This is a genomic window from Pontibacter lucknowensis (genome assembly GCF_900156415.1).
Lineage (GTDB): Bacteria > Bacteroidota > Bacteroidia > Cytophagales > Hymenobacteraceae > Pontibacter > Pontibacter lucknowensis.
Map to the genome: position 1 here is coordinate 204,215 of NZ_FTNM01000004.1, position 19,872 is coordinate 224,086.

General features: G+C 51.2%; 19 protein-coding genes. 12 read left to right on the forward strand and 7 right to left on the reverse strand.

Translation table 11 applies throughout. The annotated features are described in order from the left end of the window. The first annotated feature begins 24 nt into the window (after positions 1–24). Positions 25–426: a DUF7793 family protein gene (locus BW972_RS13995; RefSeq protein WP_449421176.1), complete on the forward strand. Its 402-nt coding sequence runs from the start codon at positions 25–27 to the stop codon at positions 424–426. A 52-nt stretch (positions 427–478) separates the two neighbouring features. Here BW972_RS13995 and BW972_RS14000 read toward each other — a convergent pair whose 3' ends face one another. The 3 genes from BW972_RS14000 to BW972_RS14010 all read right to left on the reverse strand — a co-directional run bounded on the left by BW972_RS14000 (position 479) and on the right by BW972_RS14010 (position 4,873). Continuing rightward, the gene (locus tag BW972_RS14000) at positions 479–2,977 is read right to left on the reverse strand and encodes a TonB-dependent receptor (protein WP_076422715.1); all 2,499 of its coding nucleotides are present in this window, start codon (positions 2,975–2,977) and stop codon (positions 479–481) included. A gap of 699 nt (positions 2,978–3,676) precedes the next feature. Beyond that, the gene (locus tag BW972_RS14005) at positions 3,677–4,090 is read right to left on the reverse strand and encodes an OsmC family protein (RefSeq protein ID WP_076422588.1); all 414 of its coding nucleotides are present in this window, start codon (positions 4,088–4,090) and stop codon (positions 3,677–3,679) included. 63 nt (positions 4,091–4,153) lie between these two features. Continuing rightward, entirely contained in the window at positions 4,154–4,873 is a 720-nt protein-coding gene (locus BW972_RS14010) for a hypothetical protein (RefSeq protein ID WP_076422589.1), read from the reverse strand. A 168-nt stretch (positions 4,874–5,041) separates the two neighbouring features. Here BW972_RS14010 and hpf point away from each other — a divergent pair, with 168 nt between their 5' ends. The 4 genes from hpf (at position 5,042) to BW972_RS14030 (ending at position 7,474) form a co-directional block, all read left to right on the forward strand. Then, positions 5,042–5,347, forward strand: coding sequence for a ribosome hibernation-promoting factor, HPF/YfiA family (gene hpf, locus BW972_RS14015; RefSeq protein ID WP_007651995.1), 306 nt, complete (start codon positions 5,042–5,044; stop codon positions 5,345–5,347). Positions 5,348–5,455: 108 nt separating this feature from the next. Then, positions 5,456–6,238: an SDR family NAD(P)-dependent oxidoreductase gene (locus BW972_RS14020; protein ID WP_076422590.1), complete on the forward strand. Its 783-nt coding sequence runs from the start codon at positions 5,456–5,458 to the stop codon at positions 6,236–6,238. A 51-nt stretch (positions 6,239–6,289) separates the two neighbouring features. After that, complete coding sequence (locus BW972_RS14025; protein WP_076422591.1) at positions 6,290–6,928, forward strand: DsbA family protein; 639 nt, start codon at positions 6,290–6,292, stop codon at positions 6,926–6,928. Positions 6,929–7,114: 186 nt separating this feature from the next. Beyond that, positions 7,115–7,474: a DUF1801 domain-containing protein gene (locus tag BW972_RS14030; protein ID WP_076422592.1), complete on the forward strand. Its 360-nt coding sequence runs from the start codon at positions 7,115–7,117 to the stop codon at positions 7,472–7,474. Here the strand turns inward: BW972_RS14030 and BW972_RS14035 are convergent. Continuing rightward, positions 7,461–8,390: a cation diffusion facilitator family transporter gene (locus tag BW972_RS14035; RefSeq protein WP_076422716.1), complete on the reverse strand. Its 930-nt coding sequence runs from the start codon at positions 8,388–8,390 to the stop codon at positions 7,461–7,463. The genes BW972_RS14030 and BW972_RS14035 overlap by 14 nt on opposite strands. Before the next feature lie 116 nt (positions 8,391–8,506). Here BW972_RS14035 and BW972_RS14040 point away from each other — a divergent pair, with 116 nt between their 5' ends. The 4 genes from BW972_RS14040 (at position 8,507) to BW972_RS14055 (ending at position 12,974) form a co-directional block, all read left to right on the forward strand. Further along, entirely contained in the window at positions 8,507–9,187 is a 681-nt protein-coding gene (locus BW972_RS14040; protein ID WP_007651979.1) for a response regulator transcription factor, read from the forward strand. Further along, complete coding sequence (locus tag BW972_RS14045; protein WP_007651977.1) at positions 9,184–10,581, forward strand: ATP-binding protein; 1,398 nt, start codon at positions 9,184–9,186, stop codon at positions 10,579–10,581. Before BW972_RS14040 ends, BW972_RS14045 begins: the two co-directional genes overlap by 4 nt. Before the next feature lie 171 nt (positions 10,582–10,752). Beyond that, complete coding sequence (locus tag BW972_RS14050; RefSeq protein WP_007651976.1) at positions 10,753–12,324, forward strand: SulP family inorganic anion transporter; 1,572 nt, start codon at positions 10,753–10,755, stop codon at positions 12,322–12,324. A 14-nt stretch (positions 12,325–12,338) separates the two neighbouring features. Continuing rightward, complete coding sequence (locus BW972_RS14055) at positions 12,339–12,974, forward strand: carbonic anhydrase (RefSeq protein ID WP_007651974.1); 636 nt, start codon at positions 12,339–12,341, stop codon at positions 12,972–12,974. Between the two features lie 488 nt (positions 12,975–13,462). Here the strand turns inward: BW972_RS14055 and BW972_RS14060 are convergent, their stop codons facing one another. Beyond that, positions 13,463–14,086, reverse strand: coding sequence for a porin family protein (locus BW972_RS14060; protein ID WP_007651971.1), 624 nt, complete (start codon positions 14,084–14,086; stop codon positions 13,463–13,465). 192 nt (positions 14,087–14,278) lie between these two features. After that, the gene (locus BW972_RS14065; protein ID WP_076422593.1) at positions 14,279–15,271 is read right to left on the reverse strand and encodes an SWFGD domain-containing protein; all 993 of its coding nucleotides are present in this window, start codon (positions 15,269–15,271) and stop codon (positions 14,279–14,281) included. A 431-nt stretch (positions 15,272–15,702) separates the two neighbouring features. Between BW972_RS14065 and BW972_RS14070 the strand changes: the two genes are divergently transcribed. Further along, complete coding sequence (locus BW972_RS14070; protein ID WP_007651966.1) at positions 15,703–16,104, forward strand: hypothetical protein; 402 nt, start codon at positions 15,703–15,705, stop codon at positions 16,102–16,104. Positions 16,105–16,144: 40 nt separating this feature from the next. Here BW972_RS14070 and BW972_RS14075 read toward each other — a convergent pair whose 3' ends face one another. Next, positions 16,145–18,577, reverse strand: a complete 2,433-nt coding sequence (locus BW972_RS14075; RefSeq protein WP_076422594.1) for a type IA DNA topoisomerase — start codon at positions 18,575–18,577, stop codon at positions 16,145–16,147. A 112-nt stretch (positions 18,578–18,689) separates the two neighbouring features. On the opposite strand from BW972_RS14075, the gene BW972_RS14080 reads away from it, so the two are divergent. Then, positions 18,690–18,911, forward strand: a complete 222-nt coding sequence (locus tag BW972_RS14080; protein WP_007651962.1) for a DUF2905 domain-containing protein — start codon at positions 18,690–18,692, stop codon at positions 18,909–18,911. 66 nt (positions 18,912–18,977) lie between these two features. Then, the gene (locus tag BW972_RS14085) at positions 18,978–19,742 is read left to right on the forward strand and encodes a YdcF family protein (protein ID WP_076422595.1); all 765 of its coding nucleotides are present in this window, start codon (positions 18,978–18,980) and stop codon (positions 19,740–19,742) included. The last annotated feature ends 130 nt before the right edge of the window (positions 19,743–19,872 follow it).

A 19,872-nucleotide genomic window follows, 5' to 3' on the forward strand; every position in this document is an offset into this window, starting at 1 on the left:
ACGATAGATCCAATTCAAATTTGAATGGCAAATTTCGAAAAAGAATACGAAAAGAGTCCAATTAAAACGGATTGCCTCGAACTTTATTTGAGAGAGGGAATCTTGTATTGTATTTATAACGAGGTAAGAGAGCTTGATCTGGAAAAAGCCCGTATCTGCGTGCAGGACCGATTAAACTACATTGGCGAGCAGGTATACCCGAGTCTGTTCGACATTACGCAGGTAAAGCACTCTACCAAAGAAGCACGGGACTATCTGGCCGACGAAGGTAATACAGGGGTTGCTGCCAGTGCAATTCTGGTGACTTCGCCCATGGTGAAGATGGCTGCCAACATTTACATTCACGTGAACAGGCCCAAGAATCCCACCCGCATGTTTACGAGCAAAGAGGAAGCCGTGCAATGGCTTTCGCAGTATAGAGCATAAACAAAAAGCCCTCCTGTCAGGAGGGCTTTTTGCTGGTTAAGGGTTTTAGGTTTTAGTTCATGCCGTTGCTGTCTCCCTGCTTGGCGTCATCGTTTTTAATGCTCTTCTTGCGCCTAGGCGGACGCTGCTGCTCCATCTTACCGAAGTTGTAGTTGAAGCTCACACGCACCCCACGGTTGAAGTTGTTGATGCGGATCTGCTGGGTATAGGCTCTTGGGTTGGTAGGTGATTCCTCCACACGCACATCGTTACGCATGCGCATGCTCTCTCTGAACGGGTTGTCCAGGCCCAGGCTGATACCACCTCTCTTGTCGAACAGGTCTTTCTTGATCGCGATGGTGTGGTACGAGAAGGCAGCAAACTCACCCAGCAGCTGGATGCGGCGGGAGTTGAAACCACCGTTGAACTGTGCTGATATACCTTTTCCGAAGGTATAAGATGAGTTGGCGTTGATGTTGTACATCCAGCCACTGTTGCTGGCATACTTGCCGTTGAGGTCTACATAATAGATGTTGGAGCTACCGCCGATGGTCCAGTTGTTGGTCGGTTTGGTATTTCCGAACAAGCTTACCCCATAAGTTTTGTTTTTGGCGATGTTGTCGAATGTAAGAGTCGTCACGTCCACAGGCAGGCCGTTAGTGTCTGTCTCCCTTTCGATGTTAGCCACCGTTTCGATCGCATTGTCCGTCTGGCGCATGTAACCGGTCACACTGAGGGATGTCGTCTTGAAGAAGGTGCTGTAGCCCAGTTCAAACAGGTCCGTCAGTTCGGCATCGAGGTTCGGGTTACCCTGCACACGGGTGTTGGAAGTCTGCTCCTGCACATATGGGTTCAGGTAGAACAGGGAAGGACGCTGTATACGCTGCGTGAAGTTGGCGCGGAAGGTATGCTTCTGATTCAGGTTGTAGGACAGGGCCACGCTCGGTATAAAGTTATCATAGTTCAGCGCGTAGTCGTTGTCTCCCTGCAGGTCGGCGTTGATATCGGTATACTCGTAACGGCCACCCATTTTCACGTTCAGCTTTTTCTTCAGCATAAAGCCGTAGGTCATATAAGTAGCGTACACATCCTGCTCATAGAAGAAGGCATCGGTGCGGCGGGTTTCGTCCCCAGAGCTCAGGATGTCGCGGTACAGGGCGTCACTTTCCACATCACGGAAAATAGACTTGGTACCCAGCTCCAGCATCGTTTTGTTAGCAAACGGATGGGTATAATCCGCCTGGAAGGTCAGCTCTTTGTTAGCACCTTCGTTCAGGTTGCGCTTCAGCAGGTAAGGGTTCTCGCTTTCGTTCAGGTAGTCCTGGCGAATGTCGTTGTCAGTATTGGTAACCGAGTAAAGCGACAGGAGCGCAAGTTCCTGGCCGGGCTTCTTGAACGTGCGGGTATAGTCCAGGTTATAGTCTGTGCCGATGCGCTCGTTGCGGTTGCGGATCTCGTTGCGGAAGTCCTGGATCAGGGTATTGCCTTCACGGCTGCTCACCTCCTGGTCATTCTCCATTTTGAAAGTACCACCGTTGCTGCGGATGCTGCCCGAAATGTTGTTCTTCGGATTGAGGTCGTAGTCAAAACCGATCAGCGCGTTCATGAACGAGCCATTGATGCGTGTCTTGCCAGACTGGAAACTGGTAGTATTGCCGGCGAGGATGGTGTTGCTCATGTTGCCGTGGTTATAGAACATGTTGCCACCAAAGGTGCCGTTGATGCCCAGTTTGCCGCGACGGATGTTGAGGCTGGCATTGGCATTGCTGTTTCGCGTGCCCGCTGTGGCAGCTACCGAACCGGTCACACCTTGCAGTCCACCGTCTTTTTTGGTGATGATGTTGATGATACCAGCTGTACCTTCGGCGTCATACTTCGCAGAAGGGCTGGTGATCACTTCCACAGACTTGATCTGGTCGGCCGGGATTTGCTTAAGAGCATCTGCCACGCTACCCGCCATAATAGCAGACGGCTTATTGTTGATGAGTACACGCACGTTAGAGCTACCGCGCAACTGTACGTTGCCGTCTGTATCCAGCGAAAGGGCAGGTACCTTTTGCAGCACATCCGCCGCATTGCCACCCGAATTGGTGATATCCTTTTCGGCGTTGTATACCGTGCGGTCGATCTTCTCTTCTACCAGCGGCTTCTCGCCTGTGATCACGACTTCGCTCAGCTTCTTGGCATCAGAGGCAATGGCCACGGCACCCACATTCACGCTGGCGTTGTCGGAGCTCACTGTCACATCCTCTACCAGCTTCTGCTGATAGCCCAGGAAGCTCACCTGCAGTCTGTACTTGCCTACGCCTACCTTGCTGATCGTAAAGCGGCCCTTGTCGTCAGCCATGGCCCCGTCAATCGGTTTGCCTGTCGCCAGGTTGATCAGCGCAACAGTAGCAAACTCCACAGGCTTTTTAGTGTCAGCGTCCTGCACGGTACCTGTGATGGTCGCGTTGCCGCGCGGCACGGCCATACCTGAGGCGGCCTGCTGTTGTGGGGCAGCCTGCGGTGCCTGTGCCAGAGCCGGCACTGTGCTCAGTCCCAGCAGGGCGAGCAGCAAGCTCTTTTTCATAGTTTTTTCGAGTTGGTGTATACGTTCTCTTTTCATATTTCCGGTCTTCTGTAAATTCTTGCTGGTGTAAAGAAAAACCGGGTTTTTGACTCCTGAAAACGGAATATACCAAGGCGTCGCATTTCTATATGAATAGCCTAATATAGCCTATAAGCCATTCGTCGGTAAATAGGGGAGGTTCGTGGAGGGAAAGGTGGTTTGTTAAGGTATAGTGGGATGGTATAGTAACTTGGCCTGGCCGGGCGGACTCTACTTTTTTTCTTGATAAAAAAATCGAGGGCCCCTACCCCCACTCGCTGAACGCTCTCGAAAGAGGGACCCCTTCACCCCCAACAGTGGAGCGCCAAAAAGTGCACCTGGCTCAGTGATCTGTTTCATAGCCGCCGTGCAAGTATGTCGTGCTATACCCGCCAGTGGTATGTGTGCTACGAAGCCTATACCTGTTGAATGGCAGTGGCAGAAAATCCCCTCTTGGGAGGGGCAGGGGTGGGTATAACCAGCAGGAACAGCTAAAGACAGAAATTACGCAGCTATACTTGAAAATAAGCAGCTTCTAGAGAAGTCCCCCTTGGGGGTAGGGCCCTCGACAAAGAAGGGGGCAGGGGGATGATAATCGTTCCCAAGTCTCCCTCCCCTGTCTTGGGGAGGGGCCCTCTTTAAAAGGGGAGAGGTGACCTACAAGGGGCAACTAACCCCTAACTACACAATCTCAAAAGAATGTGTGATCGTGGCTGTTTTATATAGAATCGCGGCGACAGAGCAGTATTTCTCCAGCGAGAGCTCAATGGCACGGCGTACTTTGTCCTCGTCCAATTGACCACCGATCTTGAAGTGAATGTGAATGGTGCTGAAGAGATTGAATTCCTCTACCTTCTGGCGCTCTGCTTTTACATTGATATCAAAGCTTTCGATGGGCTGGCGCTGCTTTTTGAGGATGCTGATAATATCGATGGCACTGCAGCCGCCCAGGCCCATCAGCATGAGCTCCATCGGGCGGGCGCCCTCGTTGTGGCCCCCAATTTCGGGGTTGGCATCTATGTTAATGGCGACATTGGCGGCGCCTCTGGCTTCGAAGTGATAGTCCTGGTCTACGCGGGTGAGGTTGATCTCCATGGTGTATTTCTCGTTTTCTGAAGTTCGAAGGTATAAATTTATACCCTTTGCACCAAGTCCGGCTTAGGCTGCCAGGCGCGTCACATACTTCACCAGCGATCGTTTGGCTATGGGAAGCAGGGCGCTGTCGAGCGGGCAGGGAACCTTGGCGACCACCACAAACGTGGCAGGATTGGGCAGCTCCTGGTTTTCTTTGACCAGCTGTACCTTCAGGTTTTCGTGCGTCTGGGCAAGCCCGCGGCGCACGGTGCGGACCAGCTGTGTGTTGATACCCCGGTACTTCTCATAGGTGTTCTCAAAAACGGTGATGCGGTATACGTACACCTGCGTTTCCTTGCCCGGAAAGGCGTCCAGGAATAGGTAGCCCTCGTTGAAATACATCGGCGTAATACCCACAGGATTGATTTCGAGGTGACGCTCTATAAAGTCATACAGCTCCCTGCCTTGGTACACGGCCTCCTGAAAAAGCGGCGCGGCATACTGGATCACCTCTTCGATCTGGGCCATGGTTTCGTCATCCTCTACGATCTTTTCATATACCAGCTCCAGCTTCTCAAAATCTGCGCGGGTGATCTGCTGAGGAAAGGCTTCGTATACCAGCTTCTTATGCTCGCGCACCTGTTGCAGGTTACGGTAGTGCATGATCAGGTCAGAAAAGACAGGGTAGAGGCGCTGTTGCCCGAACTCGGACCGGACTGCCTGCAGGTAGGCCAGCAGGCGGTATTTTTTATATTCAAAGTCAAGCAATCCTTCTGTCAGCCAATTGATGGGTAAGTTTTGCATAACGGTAAACCTTGGGTGATTATGCATAAAAACGAACGGTGCCGGGGCGATGTTGCTTCGCAGGGCACTTTGTCAGCGTAAACCTTAATGGCAGGCGACCGTTTAATTTCAGCACCGGGATGCTCTGAACAAAGCCTCCCGTTTTACACCATACTTATAAGACAGAACATGAATTATACAGAGAATTTCGAAGGAATCAAGATTGACGTACAGGCTGTAGACATATCAATTACAGACGACGTGCAGCAGCATATTCGCAACACAATCTCTAAACTGAAGCGCCATGCCAAAAAGATAGACTCTGTGGACGTGTACTTCAAGGAAGAGGCGAACCACGCGACCGATGCCAAGAAACTGAGCATGCGAGTAGGTATACCCGGCACCGACGCGTTTGCCGAAGACAATGGCGACAACTGGTATGAGTTGCTGAAGAACGTAGAAGATAAACTCAAGCGCCAGCTCGAGAAAAGATAAGCCGACGGGCACAGCAATGCAAACCCGCTGCGTGGCCAGGTATAGCACCTGCCCGGCAGCGGGTTTGCTGTTGGATGCAGACAGGTATAGAGAGATAAAACAGAACGTATGGCTACAGCAGATTATACAAAAAAAGTAGTACTGGTTACCGGCGGAGCGCAAGGTATAGGCTTGGGTATAGCCCAGGCTTTTGCGCAGGCGGGGGGTCACGTCGTGCTGACAGACACCGATGAGGAAGCTGGACAAGAGGCCTTGCAGCGCCTGCAGGCCCGACAGCTGACTGCCAGCTTTATGCCCTGCGACGTGAGCGTCGAGCAGGAGGTGGTTTCGCTGATGCAAAAAGTAGAGGAGGAGCATGGGCAGCTGGACGTGCTGGTGAACAATGCAGGTATAGCCGATCCTTTTATTGGCAATCCGGATGAAATGCAGATGTCCGAATTTGACAGGGTGCTGGCTGTAAACCTGCGTGGGCCAATGCTTTGTGCCAAATATGGTTTGCCGCTGCTGCGCAAGTCAGCGCATCCTGCCATCCTGAATATCACGAGCACACGCGCTTTCATGTCTGAACCCGATACCTTTGCCTACTCGGCCTCCAAGGGCGGACTGGAGGCGCTCACGCATTCACTGGCCGTTAGTCTGGCACCTGACCGCATTCGGGTAAATGCCATCGCACCCGGCTGGATCGAAACCGGGCCCTGGCAAAAAGAGAAGAATCGCTACGAGCCGCAGCATACCCGCCAGGACAAGGAGCAGCACCCGGTAGGCCGTATAGGAGAGCCGCAGGATATCGCTGAAGCAGCGCTTTTTCTGTGCTCCGACAAAGCCGGCTTTATCACAGGGCAGCATTTGGTGATAGACGGCGGCATGACCATAAAGATGATTTATGCCTGAACCTATCTGCCGGCATTGGGGTAAAACCTAAGGGAAGTGTAAAAATTGCCTATGACCAATAGTCCTTACAACCCTGTACTGCTATATGTGACCGACCCGATGTGCGCCTGGTGCTACGGTTTCACGCACGTGATCCGCCGTTTGCGCGCCTTATGGCATGGTCGGTTGACTGTAGAAGTTGTGGCCGGAGGGCTCCACCCGTTTGCCCGAGAGCCTATTTCGCGTGAGCAGCGGGAGCGACTGGCGGTGAACTGGCACCGGGTGCAGGAGCGTACCAGTCTGCCGTTTAACTACAGCCTGTTTCTGCGGGAAGACTTTGTGTACGACACAGAGCCCGCCTGCCGCGCCTTGCACGTGGTGCGTCGCCTCAGGCCTGCGCTCACGCTTGAGATACTGCGGGCCATGCACTCTGCTTTCTATGCCGATGGCCTGAACCTGGCTGATCCGCAGGTGCTCGCCCATGCGGTCCGCCCTTTTGGCATCCAGGAAAACCTGTTCTATACCTTGTTTGAGGCTGAGGAGATCATTGACGCGACCGAGAAGGAGTTTGAGTTTGTCGAAATGCTAGGGGTTACGAACCTGCCCAGTGTATACATGGAAGGAGGTATGGGGCCGGAACTGCTCACCAGCGGCTTCTGCCAGCTCGACGAATTGGAAGAAAGGTTATTACAGCATCTGGAAATGGCCTGACCCTATACCTGAGGTATAAGTATTTGTGAAAGACAGGTTTATCTACCCGAAACTACGTAGTGCCTTGCAACCGAATAAGAAGGACCTTGTATAAGCGATGACAGATTTTTTGCTCCAATATTAAAAGATATGTATATTTAGCTGTAAATTAACGGCTCAGGCCACACAGGCCGATACATACCCTGTATGAGAAGCAAGATATCCACTAACCAGGTCGATGAATACATCGACAAACTTACACCTGAGAAACAGCTATTAGCGCAAGCAGTACGCCGCATCATCAGCCAGACGGCTGCTCACCTGGAAGAGTGTGTGCGCTGGGAAAATCCCTGCTATTTCTTTTACGGCCCCGTATGCTACTTCGCCTCTTCGCGTAGCGGACTTCATTTCGGCTTTTTCCGCGGAAAAGAACTTGATGACCCCAACAAGCGCCTGGTAAGCCGCAACGGGCAGCTGCCGCACATCAAGCTGCGTACGCTCGAGGATATTGACGAAGAATATTTCAGCGACCTGGTGCGCCAGGCGGTGCAGCTTAACCAGAATTAGGCAGGTCAGGGGTACAGTACTCCTGGCTGCATTCCTGCCCCGGCATTTCCAGTTCTACCGTTACATGGTCTATGTGCGCGTCCTGCATGGTATCGCGTATACGCTGCTTCACACCGTGCGCCTCTTCTAAGTTCAGGTTTTGATTTACGACGGCGTGCATGGTCAGTACATGACTCATGCCGTCCAGCGTCCAGAGATGGAGGTCATGCACGGAGCGCACTTCAGGGAGAAGTTGCAGCCGTCGGCGCACTTCCTGCAAACTGATGTTGGCGGGAGTGCCCTGCAGCAGGATTTGAAGGCCCTTGCGCAGATTGCGCACCACATTGTAGAGTATGAAGCAGGTGATGAGCAATGAAAGCAGCGGGTCGATGATGGGCCAGTCAAAGAAATAGAGAAGAATACCACCTACGAGCACGGCCACCCAGCCCAATACATCCTCCATCAGGTGGAGCATGGCCACCCGCTCGTTCAGCGATTCCCCCTTGTTTAGGCGCAAGGCAGCCGCTCCGTTCACCAGCACGCCCAGTATGGCAAATCCGATCATACCAGGTGCATGCACGGGCTCCGGGTTAAAGAGGCGCGGGATCGAAACCCAAAGCACGATACCTGAGCCAATTAATAAAACGATTGAATTGATAACAGCGCCCAGGAGCGAAAAGCGTTTATACCCGTAAGAGTACTGCTGATCGCTGCCTTTGCGGGAGAGACGGTCAAAGTACCAGGCAAGGCCCAGCGAAAGCGAATCGCCCAAATCATGCAGGGCATCCGAAAGGATGGCCATGCTGTTGATCCAGAGTCCGCCAAATACCTCGATCACAGTGAAGCCCAGGTTCAGGAAGAAAGCAACCTTGATGTTGTCACCTCCGTGGTGATGGTGATGGCCGTGGCCTCCGTGATGGTGATGATCGTGTGCCATAAACTGTTTGTCTTCATCTAAAATATACAGATATTGGCGCAACTGCAAGCTGCCGGACGGCTCAGTAGCGTTTTTTCGTATCTTGTCCGGGTAAACACGTAAACGGTGACTGGAATATGAGAATACTGCTGGTAGAAGACGAACCCAAAGTAGCTTCCTTTATCAAAAAGGGTCTAGAAGAACAGTCGTATGAAGTGGAGCAGGCCTACGACGGTAATTTTGGTCTGAAGATGGCCATGCAAAACGAGTATGATCTCATTATACTGGACATTATTTTGCCGCACATGAACGGGCTGGAAGTGTGCCAGGCTATCCGGAAGAAAAAGTCGCAGGTCCCGATCCTGATGCTCACAGCGCTTGGTTCCACCGACGATAAGATCACAGGGCTGGATGCCGGAGCGGATGACTACCTCCCCAAGCCTTTTGAGTTTAAAGAATTGTTGGCCCGCCTGCGTGCCCTTACCCGTCGGTCAGGTGATAACGGGGGAGGGGAGAAGCTCTCCATAGCAGACCTTGAAATGGATATGGGCAGCAAAACAGTGACCCGCGGCGGAAAACCCATCAACCTGACAGCCCGGGAATTTGCCCTGCTGCACTACCTGCTGCGCAACCGGGGGCGTGTCGTTTCGCGGGTCGATATCACCGAGAACGTATGGGAAACCTCTTTTGACACAGGCAGCAACGTGATTGATGTATACATTAACTTCCTTCGCAAAAAGATAGACAAAGGCTTTCCTGGTAAACTGATCCATACCCTGGTAGGCATGGGCTATGTGCTCAAGGAGGACGACGCATGACCATCCGCAATAAACTGACCCTGCAGTTTGCAGGTATATTCGCCCTGATCCTGGTCCTGTTCTCGCTGGTGATCTATTACTTCACCTCCCTCTACCGGCAGGACGACTTTTACAAGCGCATCGAAGGCCGGGCCTATGACACGGCCGCCCACATACTGGAGGCCGACGAGGTGAGCGAAAGGGCACGCCGCAGCAATCAGATCCGGTACTACCGGGTGCTTCCTTATGAAATGGTGAGCATTTACCGGCAGGACGGCAGCCTGTTTTTCTCAGACGGAGATGGGGAACTGGAAGTGGCGCCTGAGGTGCTGGAGCGAGTGAAGGAGGAGCGCATGGTGCAGTACGCACAGGACGAACGCCAGGTCGTGGGCATCCTCTACGAAGATAATGAGGGTGATTTTATCGTGCTCTCCTCTTCCGTGGATGCCTATAGTCTGCGCAAGCTGCAGCACCTTAAGGTCATCCTGATCGTGGGCTTTCTGGGCTCGATGGTCGTGATCCTGCTGGCGGGCTGGGCCTTTGCCCGTGAAGCACTGCGTCCTATTACCAAAGTGGTAAGCGAGGTAGAAAAGATCAGCGCCTCCGACCTGCACCTGCGCCTGAGCGATGCGGACGGCAAAGACGAGCTGTCGCACCTGGCCCAGACCTTTAATAAGATGCTGGACCGGCTGGAGATGGCTTTTGAAATGCAGAGTACCTTTGTGTCGAACGCCTCCCATGAACTGCGTACGCCGCTGACAGCCATGATCGGTGAGTTAGAGGTGGCGCTGATGAAACCCCGCGAGAAAGAAGAGTACCAGCGGGTGCTGGCCTCCACTCTCGAAGATGCCCGGCTCTTGGCTGAACTGTCGAACGGACTGCTGCAGATAGCGCAGGCAAGCGTGGATACCTCTAAAATCAAGCTGTCCCAGTTGCGTTTCGACGAGTTGCTGTGGATGGCACATGAGCAGGCGCTAAAGCGGCATCCGGGGGCGCTGTTCAACATAGATTTTGACAACCTACCTGATGATGAGGACCGCCTGATCGTAAAGGGCAATGATGCGCTGCTGCTGATTGCCATTGTCAATGTATTGGAAAATGCCGCCAAGTTCTCACCGAAGGGAGAGTACAGCACCGTGCGGCTTTCCGCTGACCGGCGGGAGGTTGTGTTGCAGGTTGCAGACAAGGGAGTAGGTATAGCACCGCACGACCTGAGGCATGTATTTGTGCCATTTTTCAGGGCAAACAATGTGCGCAATATTACGGGTCATGGCATTGGTCTGCCCTTGACAGAAAGCATCATAAAACTCCACAAAGGCTCCATTTCGATAGATTCCCGTGTAAACGAAGGGACAGTCGTGACCTTGCGTTTACCGCAGGCAATCGGATTTATTTCGGCCAAAAACGCATTTTAATTTCATTTTAATGCCGTTTTAATACTGGCTTAATACCTCCCCCGTACTTTTGTAAACATAAGGTGAGTATTCTGACTTACGTTCCTGCAGCTGGCCTGTTGGTCAGCGCAGGGATGTGAGTTGGGACTTTTAGTTTACATGCTTGCCTAATTTTTTACTCTCCACCTTATTATGAAAAACACCTCTTCCAAATCAGATTATTTTGCCAGTCTGGGTAAAGACATTCCCGCTGGCCTCGTCGTTTTCCTTGTTGCCCTACCACTTTGTTTAGGTATATCGCTTGCTTCCGGAGCCCCACTTTTAGCTGGTATTATTACCGGTGTAGTAGGAGGTCTGGTGGTATCCTTGCTTAGTGGTTCGCAGTTAAGTGTGAGTGGTCCGGCAGCTGGTCTGACAGTGATCGTGCTTAACGGTATCGAAACCCTGCAGTCGTATGAAGCCTTTTTGCTGGCAGTTGTATTGGCGGGTGTGTTGCAGGTTGCGCTTGGTTTCCTGAAAGCCGGTGTCATTGGTCTTTATTTTCCCTCCTCTGTCATCAAAGGTATGCTGGCCGCTATTGGCCTGATCCTTATTCTGAAGCAAATTCCGCATTTTATGGGTGCCGATGATGACTTCTTCGGTGAAATGAACTTCTTACAGCCGGATGGGCGCAATACTTTCTCTGAAATACTTCATGCCTTCACTGCCATACAGCTGGGTGCGCTGATCATTGGTATTATCTCGCTGGCGATCCTGATCTTGTGGGAGCAGCCATTCATGAAGCGCATCAAGCTCTTTAAACTGGTGCCGGGTGCCCTGATCGTGGTGATTGGCTCTGTCGGTATCAACTATTTGTTCCTCAACTATTCCCCTGAGCTGGCGGTAGCAGGTACACACCTGGTGAACCTGCCAAACATTTCGAGCATGGGCGAATTACAGAACGAGCTTCGCTTGCCTGCATTTGATCAATTGACGAACCCTTCACTCTATGTGGTTGCGTTTACAATTGCGATTATTGCCAGTCTGGAGACTTTGCTGAGTGTGGAGGCCGTTGATAAGCTCGATCCACACAAGCGCCGCACTCCAAACAACCGCGAACTGAAGGCACAGGGTGTCGGTAATATCATAGCAGGTATGCTGGGCGGTATCCCGATGACTGCCGTAATTGTGCGAAGCTCTGCCAATGTCGCTGCAGGTGGCAAGACCAAGATGTCAGCCTTTATACATGGTATATTCCTGCTGCTGTCTGTCCTGTTCCTGGCTGGCTTCCTGAACCAGGTACCGCTTTCAGCATTGGCCGCCGTGCTTTTGATGGTGGGTTATAAACTGACGAAGCCAACCCTGTTCAAAGGGCAGCTTAAATTAGGGCATGAACAGTTCATTCCGTTTGTGGTAACGATCGTGGCCATCCTGTTTACTGACCTGCTGGTAGGTATCCTGATCGGTCTGGCTGTGGGGGTATTCTTCATCCTGAAAGCCAATTACAAGTCGCCTTACTTCTTCCACAAAGAAGAGCACCGCGACAAAGAAACAATTCGCATCAAACTGAGCGAGCACGTGTCGTTCCTGAATAAAGCAAGCATTGTGCTGACGCTGGAGAAACTGCCGGATAACAGCCATGTGATCATCGATGGTGCAAATTCTGAGTATATTGACTACGATGTGCTGGAGGCCATACACGAGTTCAAGAAAACAGCGCACGAACGTGGTATATTTGTGGAAGTGTTTAATGTAGAAGAAGTACAGGTGCTGGATATGCACTAGGAATAAATAAAACTATGGAAAAAATATTTGAGAATAATAAAAAGTGGGTAGAGCGTAAGCTCAACGAAGACCCGGATTACTTTAACAAACTGGCTAAGGGACAGACGCCACGTTACCTGTACATAGGCTGTTCAGATAGCCGCATTCCTATAAATGAAGTAACCGGCACAGGCCCGGGTGAGATTTTCGTGCACCGCAACATCGCCAACATGGTGGTACATACCGATATGAACCTGCTCTCGGTGCTACAGTATGCGGTGGAGGTGCTTAAAGTAAAGGACATCATTGTGTGTGGCCACTACGGTTGCGGAGGTGTGGCGGCGGCTGCCAGCAACAAACAGTTTGGACTGATCGATAACTGGCTGCGCAACATCAAGGATGTGATACGCCTGCACGAGCCGGAGCTTCTGAGCATCAAGGATGAGGAACAGCGCCATCGTCGCCTGGTGGAGTTGAACATTATTGAGCAGGTGCTTAATCTGTCCAAAACGTCTATTATCCAGAATGCCATGCAGACTGACAATCCTCCGAAGTTGTACGGTCTGGTATACGATTTGAGCGAGGGGCTTCTGAGAGACCTGAACGTGCTTGAGCAAAGCGACTACATGAAACGTTATGAGCACATCTACAGCCTGGAGCAAGATGCTTAATCGTATTAAAAAACCACTACTACCTAGATTTTTCTATTAACTACATTGAACAAAACCCTTGCATTTGCGAGGGTTTTGTTTTTTAGGGACGATCAGAAAGCAAAATATCCTGTCTTTTGTCATCCTGAAAGGATCTTGGTGAAGAGGAATCCTGCCCCAGCAAATAATACCGCCTTTATCTCAGGTGGAAGGGACCACTACTGTTCGAAACCTGCTGAATAAGCGTTTCTGCACGAACGAGGCTGGTTTTGTAGTAAGAAAAGTGTCCCCTAGAGAGGACCATAAGGGTGTAGATGACCCGGCCTATACCATGTAGGTGGTATATCGTGGGAAACTGGCCAACTGGATACCCCTGTTGAGCTTCGCTCGCAAGTTTCGAACTGCCGTTCTCACTTGTCCACAAAGAGACAGTCCTGCTTTGCTCTCGTCTACCCAAAATAAAAAGCCCTCCTGATAGGAGGGCTTTGGGATATATGGTAAGGTTACTGCTAGCGTCCGCCGAGCAGGTAGCTTAGCATCAGGCTGAAGCCGGCATTGCGACGCTCACGATTTGCAAAGGCACCCTCGTCATCTATCTTTTTCAAACCGCCGGTGTAGCGTATTTCCAGGCCAATGCCATTGGTAGAACGGTAGCCCACTGAACCAACATAAGCAAAGTCAATGGTGTAAGGGTTGTCTGAAATGTTGTGCTTGGTGGTGACAATCTTATCGCCGTTGCTGGAGTGCGCCTCGTGCACATGACTGGCATTGTAGATAAAGGATACCTGCGGACCAAGATCGAAAAATACCCCACTGGCAGATACGTGAAAGAGCAAAGGGATGTCGATGTAATTCAGCTTAAATACCTCAGCTGTCTGAAGATTGCTACCTGAGTAGATTTCGCGGCGAGCTCCCTTGGAGGTATAAAGTGCCTCCAGTTGCAGACCCATCATGTTGTTGATGTGCTTTTGCAGAAATATACCGCCTGTATACCCAACCCGATACTTGTAATTGTCGGTGTCAGCACCGGTAAATGTTGTGTAGGTTGCACCGCCTTTAAAGCCAAGTTGTTGGGCGAAGCCAGTGCCTGACATAAGCGCAAAGCAGCACAGAATCAGTAAGAGTCTTTTCATAGGAAATACCTGTTTAAATGGGTTGGTTTAATCAGGGTGAAATTACTGAGAAGGGGAAAACAGGTCAATGGAGGATATATATAAATTGTACTATTTTTCTCATGCAAAAAGCCCGGCCAGTATTGGCCGGGCTTTTCTAAACTTGGTATGGTTTATATCAGGTCATCGACTAATAAGCCGTTTGCCTTCATATTACCATTCGTAATCTCTGCGAGAGGATGAACCATAAGAGTACGGAGGTCCACTGTAGGTGTTACCGTAGCTGGTATGTGTTCTTTGGCGGCTGTTGTAGTCGCTGTCGTGATCTCTGTCACGCATTTCATCCATTCTTCTTCTGCGCTCTGCTTCTTCGTCACCGAACCATGACTTTACTTCGTCACCGGCACGGTCAAAGAAACCTCTGTCGTGGTCTCTGTCTCTGTCACGATCCCAGTCGCTGGAGCCGCGGTTGCTGCTGTAGCCTGAAGAACCATAGCTGCTGCCGCTGCCATAGCCAGAACCATAGCTCGACGAGCCATAATTGCCTGAACCATAGTTGGAAGAGCCGGAACCGTAGTTGCCAGAACCGTAGTTGGATGAACCCGAGCCGTAGTTAGACGAGCCCGAGCCATAGTTAGAAGAGCCGGAACCGTAGTTGCCGCTGCTATAACCACTGCCATAGTTTGATGAACCCGAGCCGTAGTTAGAACCACCATAGTTCGAGGAACCACTGTAGCCGCGGTTTGATGAACGGTAGCTGTCGCTGCCACGATCACGCATATCATCCATTCTTCTTCTACGCTCAGCGTCGTCATCGCCGAACCAGGATCTTACTTCGTCGCTACCGCGGTCCCATGCATCACGGTCGCCTGAGCGGTTAGATGAATCCCAGTCGCTGCTGCCGTAACGGCGGTTTGAGCCCGAACCGTAGTTAGAGGAACCCGAGCCGTAGTTAGAGCTGCCAGCGGAGCGGCCATAAGATGAAGTGCCGCCATATCCTGATGAGGAGTAGCTGTCGCGGCCGCTACCGAAACCACCCATGCGGGAAGAATCGCTGCTTCTGCCTGATGACTCGCTACCATAGGAGCCTCTTATGCGGCTGGTCGGATCGTAATCTCCTGAATAATAATTTCTGCCTGAGCCTCTGCTCTCAGACCTATAGTTGTCATTGTATGGGTTGCTACCCAAATTTTCATAGCTTCTCATAGCTTTACTTAATTTTTAGGTTTGAAAAAAGAACAAATTTAAGGTGTGCCCAAATAGGCACGCCGGTATTTTTTACGGGTATAGTGCGCATAAGTTATTGATGGAAAAGCCTGATATGAGTGCAGCCAAAAGCTATGGGCATAACATAGCATATGGGTAATATGTGTAGAGTGACAAATTGTATTTAATTATTAATAAACTAAGGCTATGTATATATGTGAAATTGAATTATTAAGGGTGGTTTAAATTTTATTTGCTGAGCTGAGTTTGTTTACAAGATTTGAAATCAGTTTGTTGTGCCGGTTTTGGGGTTGTGTAACTAATCGTAATGCGGGTTGTTAAATTGAATATTTTTTATTTTATGATTTTTGTAAATTATATTGATTTAGTAAATTGCGGGCCTTTAGATTATTTTCTCTATTTACTATCTTATGAAGTTTACAAAATTGCTGGCCTCAGCGGTGATGGTTGTCTCTTTGACGGCCTGTGAAGATGTGTTTGAGGATGGGAGCCTGCAGCCAGATGGTTCAAAGCCCGCTTTAACGATCCGAAATCCAACTAACAACCAAAAGTTATCAAAGTCGTCAGGACTTCGTGTAAAGCTGACAGCCTCCGACAAAGACAAAGTAAAGGAGTTGCAGGTACGTGTGCGTGCGGTCGGTGGTGATGCAGACCACATCAACTTTACTACCTTACCCGATAAGAAGATACTCGAATTCGATACACTGCTGAACGCAAGTGATCTGCCACAGGGCGACTATACCTTATGGATTCAGGCCACAGACTTCCGTACGAATGTCTCAACTGGCGAAGTGCTGTTTTCAGTGAAGTAAACCGTATACCTGCTGGCTATACCTATAGATCTTGTGCTGGTTAGTTCAGCAGGTAAACGACCTGCCAGTTGTCGTTGATGGTAAGCGCAGCGTCAAAGCTGTTGCCGGTCTTGGCTGAGGTGAAGCCTTTGATCTTGCCAGTTTTGCCTTTAGTGAGTAAAGTGCCGATCTGTTTATCAGTAAGCTGCTTGCCACCCATCTCGAAAGGTACTACAAACTGGCAGCCCTCCCGGAAGCGACTGCAACCATAGGCCGTCTTGCCTTTGAGCATGCTGCCCTGCTGACACCGTGGGCATGTAGCGAAAGGGTCTGCCTCGGGTGTTTTCTCCGCTTTCTCCAATACCAGCTGCTTGTTACCATCCAGCCTGAGAGTGGCATCGAAGCTGTTCCCTTGCTCGTCTTTAAATCCTTTGATCACTGGCGTCTTGCCTTTGCTGAGCAAGGCTGTGATCTGTTTGTCGGTGAGGGACTTCCCCTGTTGCTCAATCGGGATCAGGAAACGACAGCCTTCCTTAAAGCGGATGCAGCCGTAAGCCTTGGAGCCTTTCAGGATGTGACCCTCGCCGCAGGCCGGGCATGCGCCAAGGCCTTTGCCAGGTATTGCCTCTGTGGCGGCTTTCGGTTTTTTGGCAGTTCCTCCTTTAGCGGGGGCAGGCTCCGGCTGCGCCTCCATGGTTACGGTGGCTTTATCGTACTTCACCTCCTGCACCAGACTCACCACAAACTCCTGCAACTCCTGCAGAAATGCCTCCGCTTTAAAAGAGCCTCCTTCGATCTGGCGCAGCTTACGCTCCCACTGCCCGGTCATCTCGGCCGACTTCAGGGTCTGGTTACGAATCACGCCGATCAGGTCGATGCCCATCTGGGTGGGTATAATCTTCTTTTTGTCTTTGCGGATATACTGACGCTTGAACAACGTTTCGATAATGGCTGCACGGGTGGAAGGACGCCCAATGCCGTTTTCTTTCAGTGCTTCTTTCAGTTCTTCATCGTCTATCTGCCGGCCAGCTGTTTCCATGGCACGAAGCAGGGTCGCTTCAGTATACTCCTTTGGCGGGTTCGTCCATTTCTTGTCAAGCAGCGGCGCATGCGGACCGTGCTCACCTTTTTCGAAGTTGGGTAGTATGCCGGCTGTTTCCTCTTCCTCTTTATTCCCATCCTTGCCCGTGCTGCTATCCGACTTTACATCATCAGCACCATAAAGCACGCGCCAGCCTGGCTCCAGGATCTGCTTGCCTCGCACCCGGAAGGTATAGCCTGCCGACTCCGCCATGACTGTCGTGTTGCTCACGATACAGTCGGGGTAGAAGGCAGCCAGGAAGCGACGCGTGATGATGTCGTATACATCCGCCTCACGACCATACAAACTGGCTTGTGCACCGGTCGGTATAATGGCGTGGTGGTCGGTTACTTTATTGTTGTTGAAGACCTTCTTGCTCTTCCGGATCTTGCTTTGAAGCAGCGGCGCGACTTCCTGTTGGTAGCCACTTAGACCCTGCAGGATGCCCGGAATCTTAGGGTAGATGTCATCCGGCAAGAACACGGTATCTACACGCGGGTAGGACACCACTTTCTTCTCGTAGAGGCTCTGAATGGTTTTGAGCGTTTCGTCGGCCGACATGCTCAGCTTGTTATTGCACTCGATCTGCAGCGAGGTCAGGTCAAACAGCTTAGGCGGACTCTCGGTACCTTTCTTGGTTTCGATATCCGTGATGGTGAGCTCATCTTTTTGGATGGCTTCCAATATCTGCTGACCTTCTTCCTCTTTGTGGAAGCGGCCGTTGGTGCTCGAAAAAGTTGTTTCGCGGTATACCGTCTTGAGCTCCCAAAAGGGCTGCGGTACGAAATTGGCGATCTCGTGATGACGGTTCACGATCATGGCGAGGGTAGGGGTCTGCACCCGTCCGATAGAGAGCGTCTGCCGTCCCTGCGCATACTTGAGCGTGAAGAGTCGGGTGGCGTTCAGGCCAAGTAGCCAGTCTCCGATGGCGCGACTTTTGCCGGCCTGGTAGAGCGAGTCGAATTCGGAGCCTTCACGCAAGCGGGCAAAACCCTGGCGGATGGCATCCTCGGTAAGCGATGAGATCCAGAGACGCTTGAAAGGTTTACGATAGTTAGCCTCGGTGAGCACCCAGCGCTGTATCACTTCCCCTTCCTGTCCGGCGTCACCGCAGTTGATCACCTCCTCGGCATTGTCGAGCAGCTTTTTGATGATGTTGAACTGCTGCACCACACCCTTGTCCTGCATCAATTTGATGCCATACCTTTCGGGAAGCATAGGCAGATCATAGAGGCTCCAGCGCTTCCACTCGGGGCGGTAGTCGTCGGGCTCGCGCAGCGTGCAAAAGTGGCCGAACGTCCAGGTGACCTGGTAGCCGTTGCCTTCGTAATAGCCATCCTTACGGGTTTTGGCTCCAATTACCTGGGCAATCTCACGTGCAACACTCGGTTTCTCAGCAATGCAAACTTTCAAGGTATAGGGTAATTTTAGGGTGACTCTAACATTCAAATTTACGCTTTTAGGCTCTAAATCCCTAAACTTGCTTTGCCGTAAACTAAGGCATTATACCATTAAGCGTCAGAAAATGCAGCCAATCGGAAAATACATTATCATTATCGGGGTCGTGATCGTGGTGATCGGGCTTATCGTCTGGTTGGCCGGGGATAAACTGGGGTGGTTTGGCAACTTGCCCGGTGATATTCGGGTGGAGCGGGAGAATTTCAAATTTTACATGCCCATTACGAGTATGATCCTGGTGAGTATTCTACTCTCTTTGCTGCTCTGGATCTTCAGAAGGCTCTTTTAAGGTATAGCCTTTCAGGGATGCAATGCCTTTTATACCTTTGCGGCGTCTGCTATACCTGAAACCCTTATGTTTTTTGTCCTTTCGAAGCTGCTGCAGTATTTCCTGATGCCCATTATCTGGATTGCCATACTGCTGCTGCTGGCCATCTTCCTGAAATCTGCCAAGTGGCGACGCATTACGTTGGTGACAGCTACGGTGCTGCTGCTGGTTTTCTCGAACCCTTTTCTGGCGAATGTTACCATGCGGGCCTGGGAGCTGGAAGCGGTGCCGCTGGTGCAAGTGGAAAATTATGACGTGGCTATCATTCTGACGGGTGTGACTCAGGCCATTGGCTTTGCTGATGACCGGGTGCATACGAACAAAGGGGCAGACCGCTTTCTGCATCCGCTCAAGCTCTACCGCATGGGCAAGGTCGATAAGTTTCTGATCACGGGAGGTATCGGCACCGTTGCCTTAGACCGCAGGCCGGAAGCGGAGATGCTGCAGGAAATCCTGTTGCTGGCAGGTGTGCCGCAAGAGGACATCATCATCGAGACTCGCAGCGACAATACCTACCAGAATGCCATCTTCACCGGAGATGTGCTGCAGAAGCACCCGGAGCTGCAGCGCCGCCTGCTCGTGACATCCGCCTTTCACATGCGCCGCTCCAAAGCCTGCTTCGACAAAGCAGGTATAGCCACCGATGTTTTCCCGACCGATTTCTATACCTCCGAAATCCGCTATACCCCTGATGAGCTGCTTATACCTAATCCCGACGCCTTCCGCCTCTGGCACCGCATCATCCACGAAGTGACGGGCTTTGTGATATATAAGCTGGTGGGGTACGCTTAATTTTTGAATTAGTGATTGATATTGAACGGTTAATTGTTAAATGGCTAAATTGTTAATGGTGTGAATCAAAGGGCTTAAGAGCGTGATTTGCTGTCTTGGGTTCTCCAGCTGACCATACCTCGCCTTAGTG

Excerpts from the sequence above, each read along its gene's own strand:
- BW972_RS13995 (WP_449421176.1), top strand. The coding sequence starts at position 25 with ATGGCAAATTTCGAAAAAGAATACGAAAAGAGTCCAATTAAAACGGAT.
- BW972_RS14000 (WP_076422715.1), bottom strand. The coding sequence starts at position 2,977 with ATGAAAAAGAGCTTGCTGCTCGCCCTGCTGGGACTGAGCACAGTGCCG.
- BW972_RS14005 (WP_076422588.1), bottom strand. The coding sequence starts at position 4,090 with ATGGAGATCAACCTCACCCGCGTAGACCAGGACTATCACTTCGAAGCC.
- BW972_RS14010 (WP_076422589.1), bottom strand. The coding sequence starts at position 4,873 with ATGCAAAACTTACCCATCAATTGGCTGACAGAAGGATTGCTTGACTTT.
- hpf (WP_007651995.1), top strand. The coding sequence starts at position 5,042 with ATGAATTATACAGAGAATTTCGAAGGAATCAAGATTGACGTACAGGCT.
- BW972_RS14020 (WP_076422590.1), top strand. The coding sequence starts at position 5,456 with ATGGCTACAGCAGATTATACAAAAAAAGTAGTACTGGTTACCGGCGGA.
- BW972_RS14025 (WP_076422591.1), top strand. The coding sequence starts at position 6,290 with ATGACCAATAGTCCTTACAACCCTGTACTGCTATATGTGACCGACCCG.
- BW972_RS14030 (WP_076422592.1), top strand. The coding sequence starts at position 7,115 with ATGAGAAGCAAGATATCCACTAACCAGGTCGATGAATACATCGACAAA.
- BW972_RS14035 (WP_076422716.1), bottom strand. The coding sequence starts at position 8,390 with ATGGCACACGATCATCACCATCACGGAGGCCACGGCCATCACCATCAC.
- BW972_RS14040 (WP_007651979.1), top strand. The coding sequence starts at position 8,507 with ATGAGAATACTGCTGGTAGAAGACGAACCCAAAGTAGCTTCCTTTATC.
- BW972_RS14045 (WP_007651977.1), top strand. The coding sequence starts at position 9,184 with ATGACCATCCGCAATAAACTGACCCTGCAGTTTGCAGGTATATTCGCC.
- BW972_RS14050 (WP_007651976.1), top strand. The coding sequence starts at position 10,753 with ATGAAAAACACCTCTTCCAAATCAGATTATTTTGCCAGTCTGGGTAAA.
- BW972_RS14055 (WP_007651974.1), top strand. The coding sequence starts at position 12,339 with ATGGAAAAAATATTTGAGAATAATAAAAAGTGGGTAGAGCGTAAGCTC.
- BW972_RS14060 (WP_007651971.1), bottom strand. The coding sequence starts at position 14,086 with ATGAAAAGACTCTTACTGATTCTGTGCTGCTTTGCGCTTATGTCAGGC.
- BW972_RS14065 (WP_076422593.1), bottom strand. The coding sequence starts at position 15,271 with ATGAGAAGCTATGAAAATTTGGGTAGCAACCCATACAATGACAACTAT.
- BW972_RS14070 (WP_007651966.1), top strand. The coding sequence starts at position 15,703 with ATGAAGTTTACAAAATTGCTGGCCTCAGCGGTGATGGTTGTCTCTTTG.
- BW972_RS14080 (WP_007651962.1), top strand. The coding sequence starts at position 18,690 with ATGCAGCCAATCGGAAAATACATTATCATTATCGGGGTCGTGATCGTG.
- BW972_RS14085 (WP_076422595.1), top strand. The coding sequence starts at position 18,978 with ATGTTTTTTGTCCTTTCGAAGCTGCTGCAGTATTTCCTGATGCCCATT.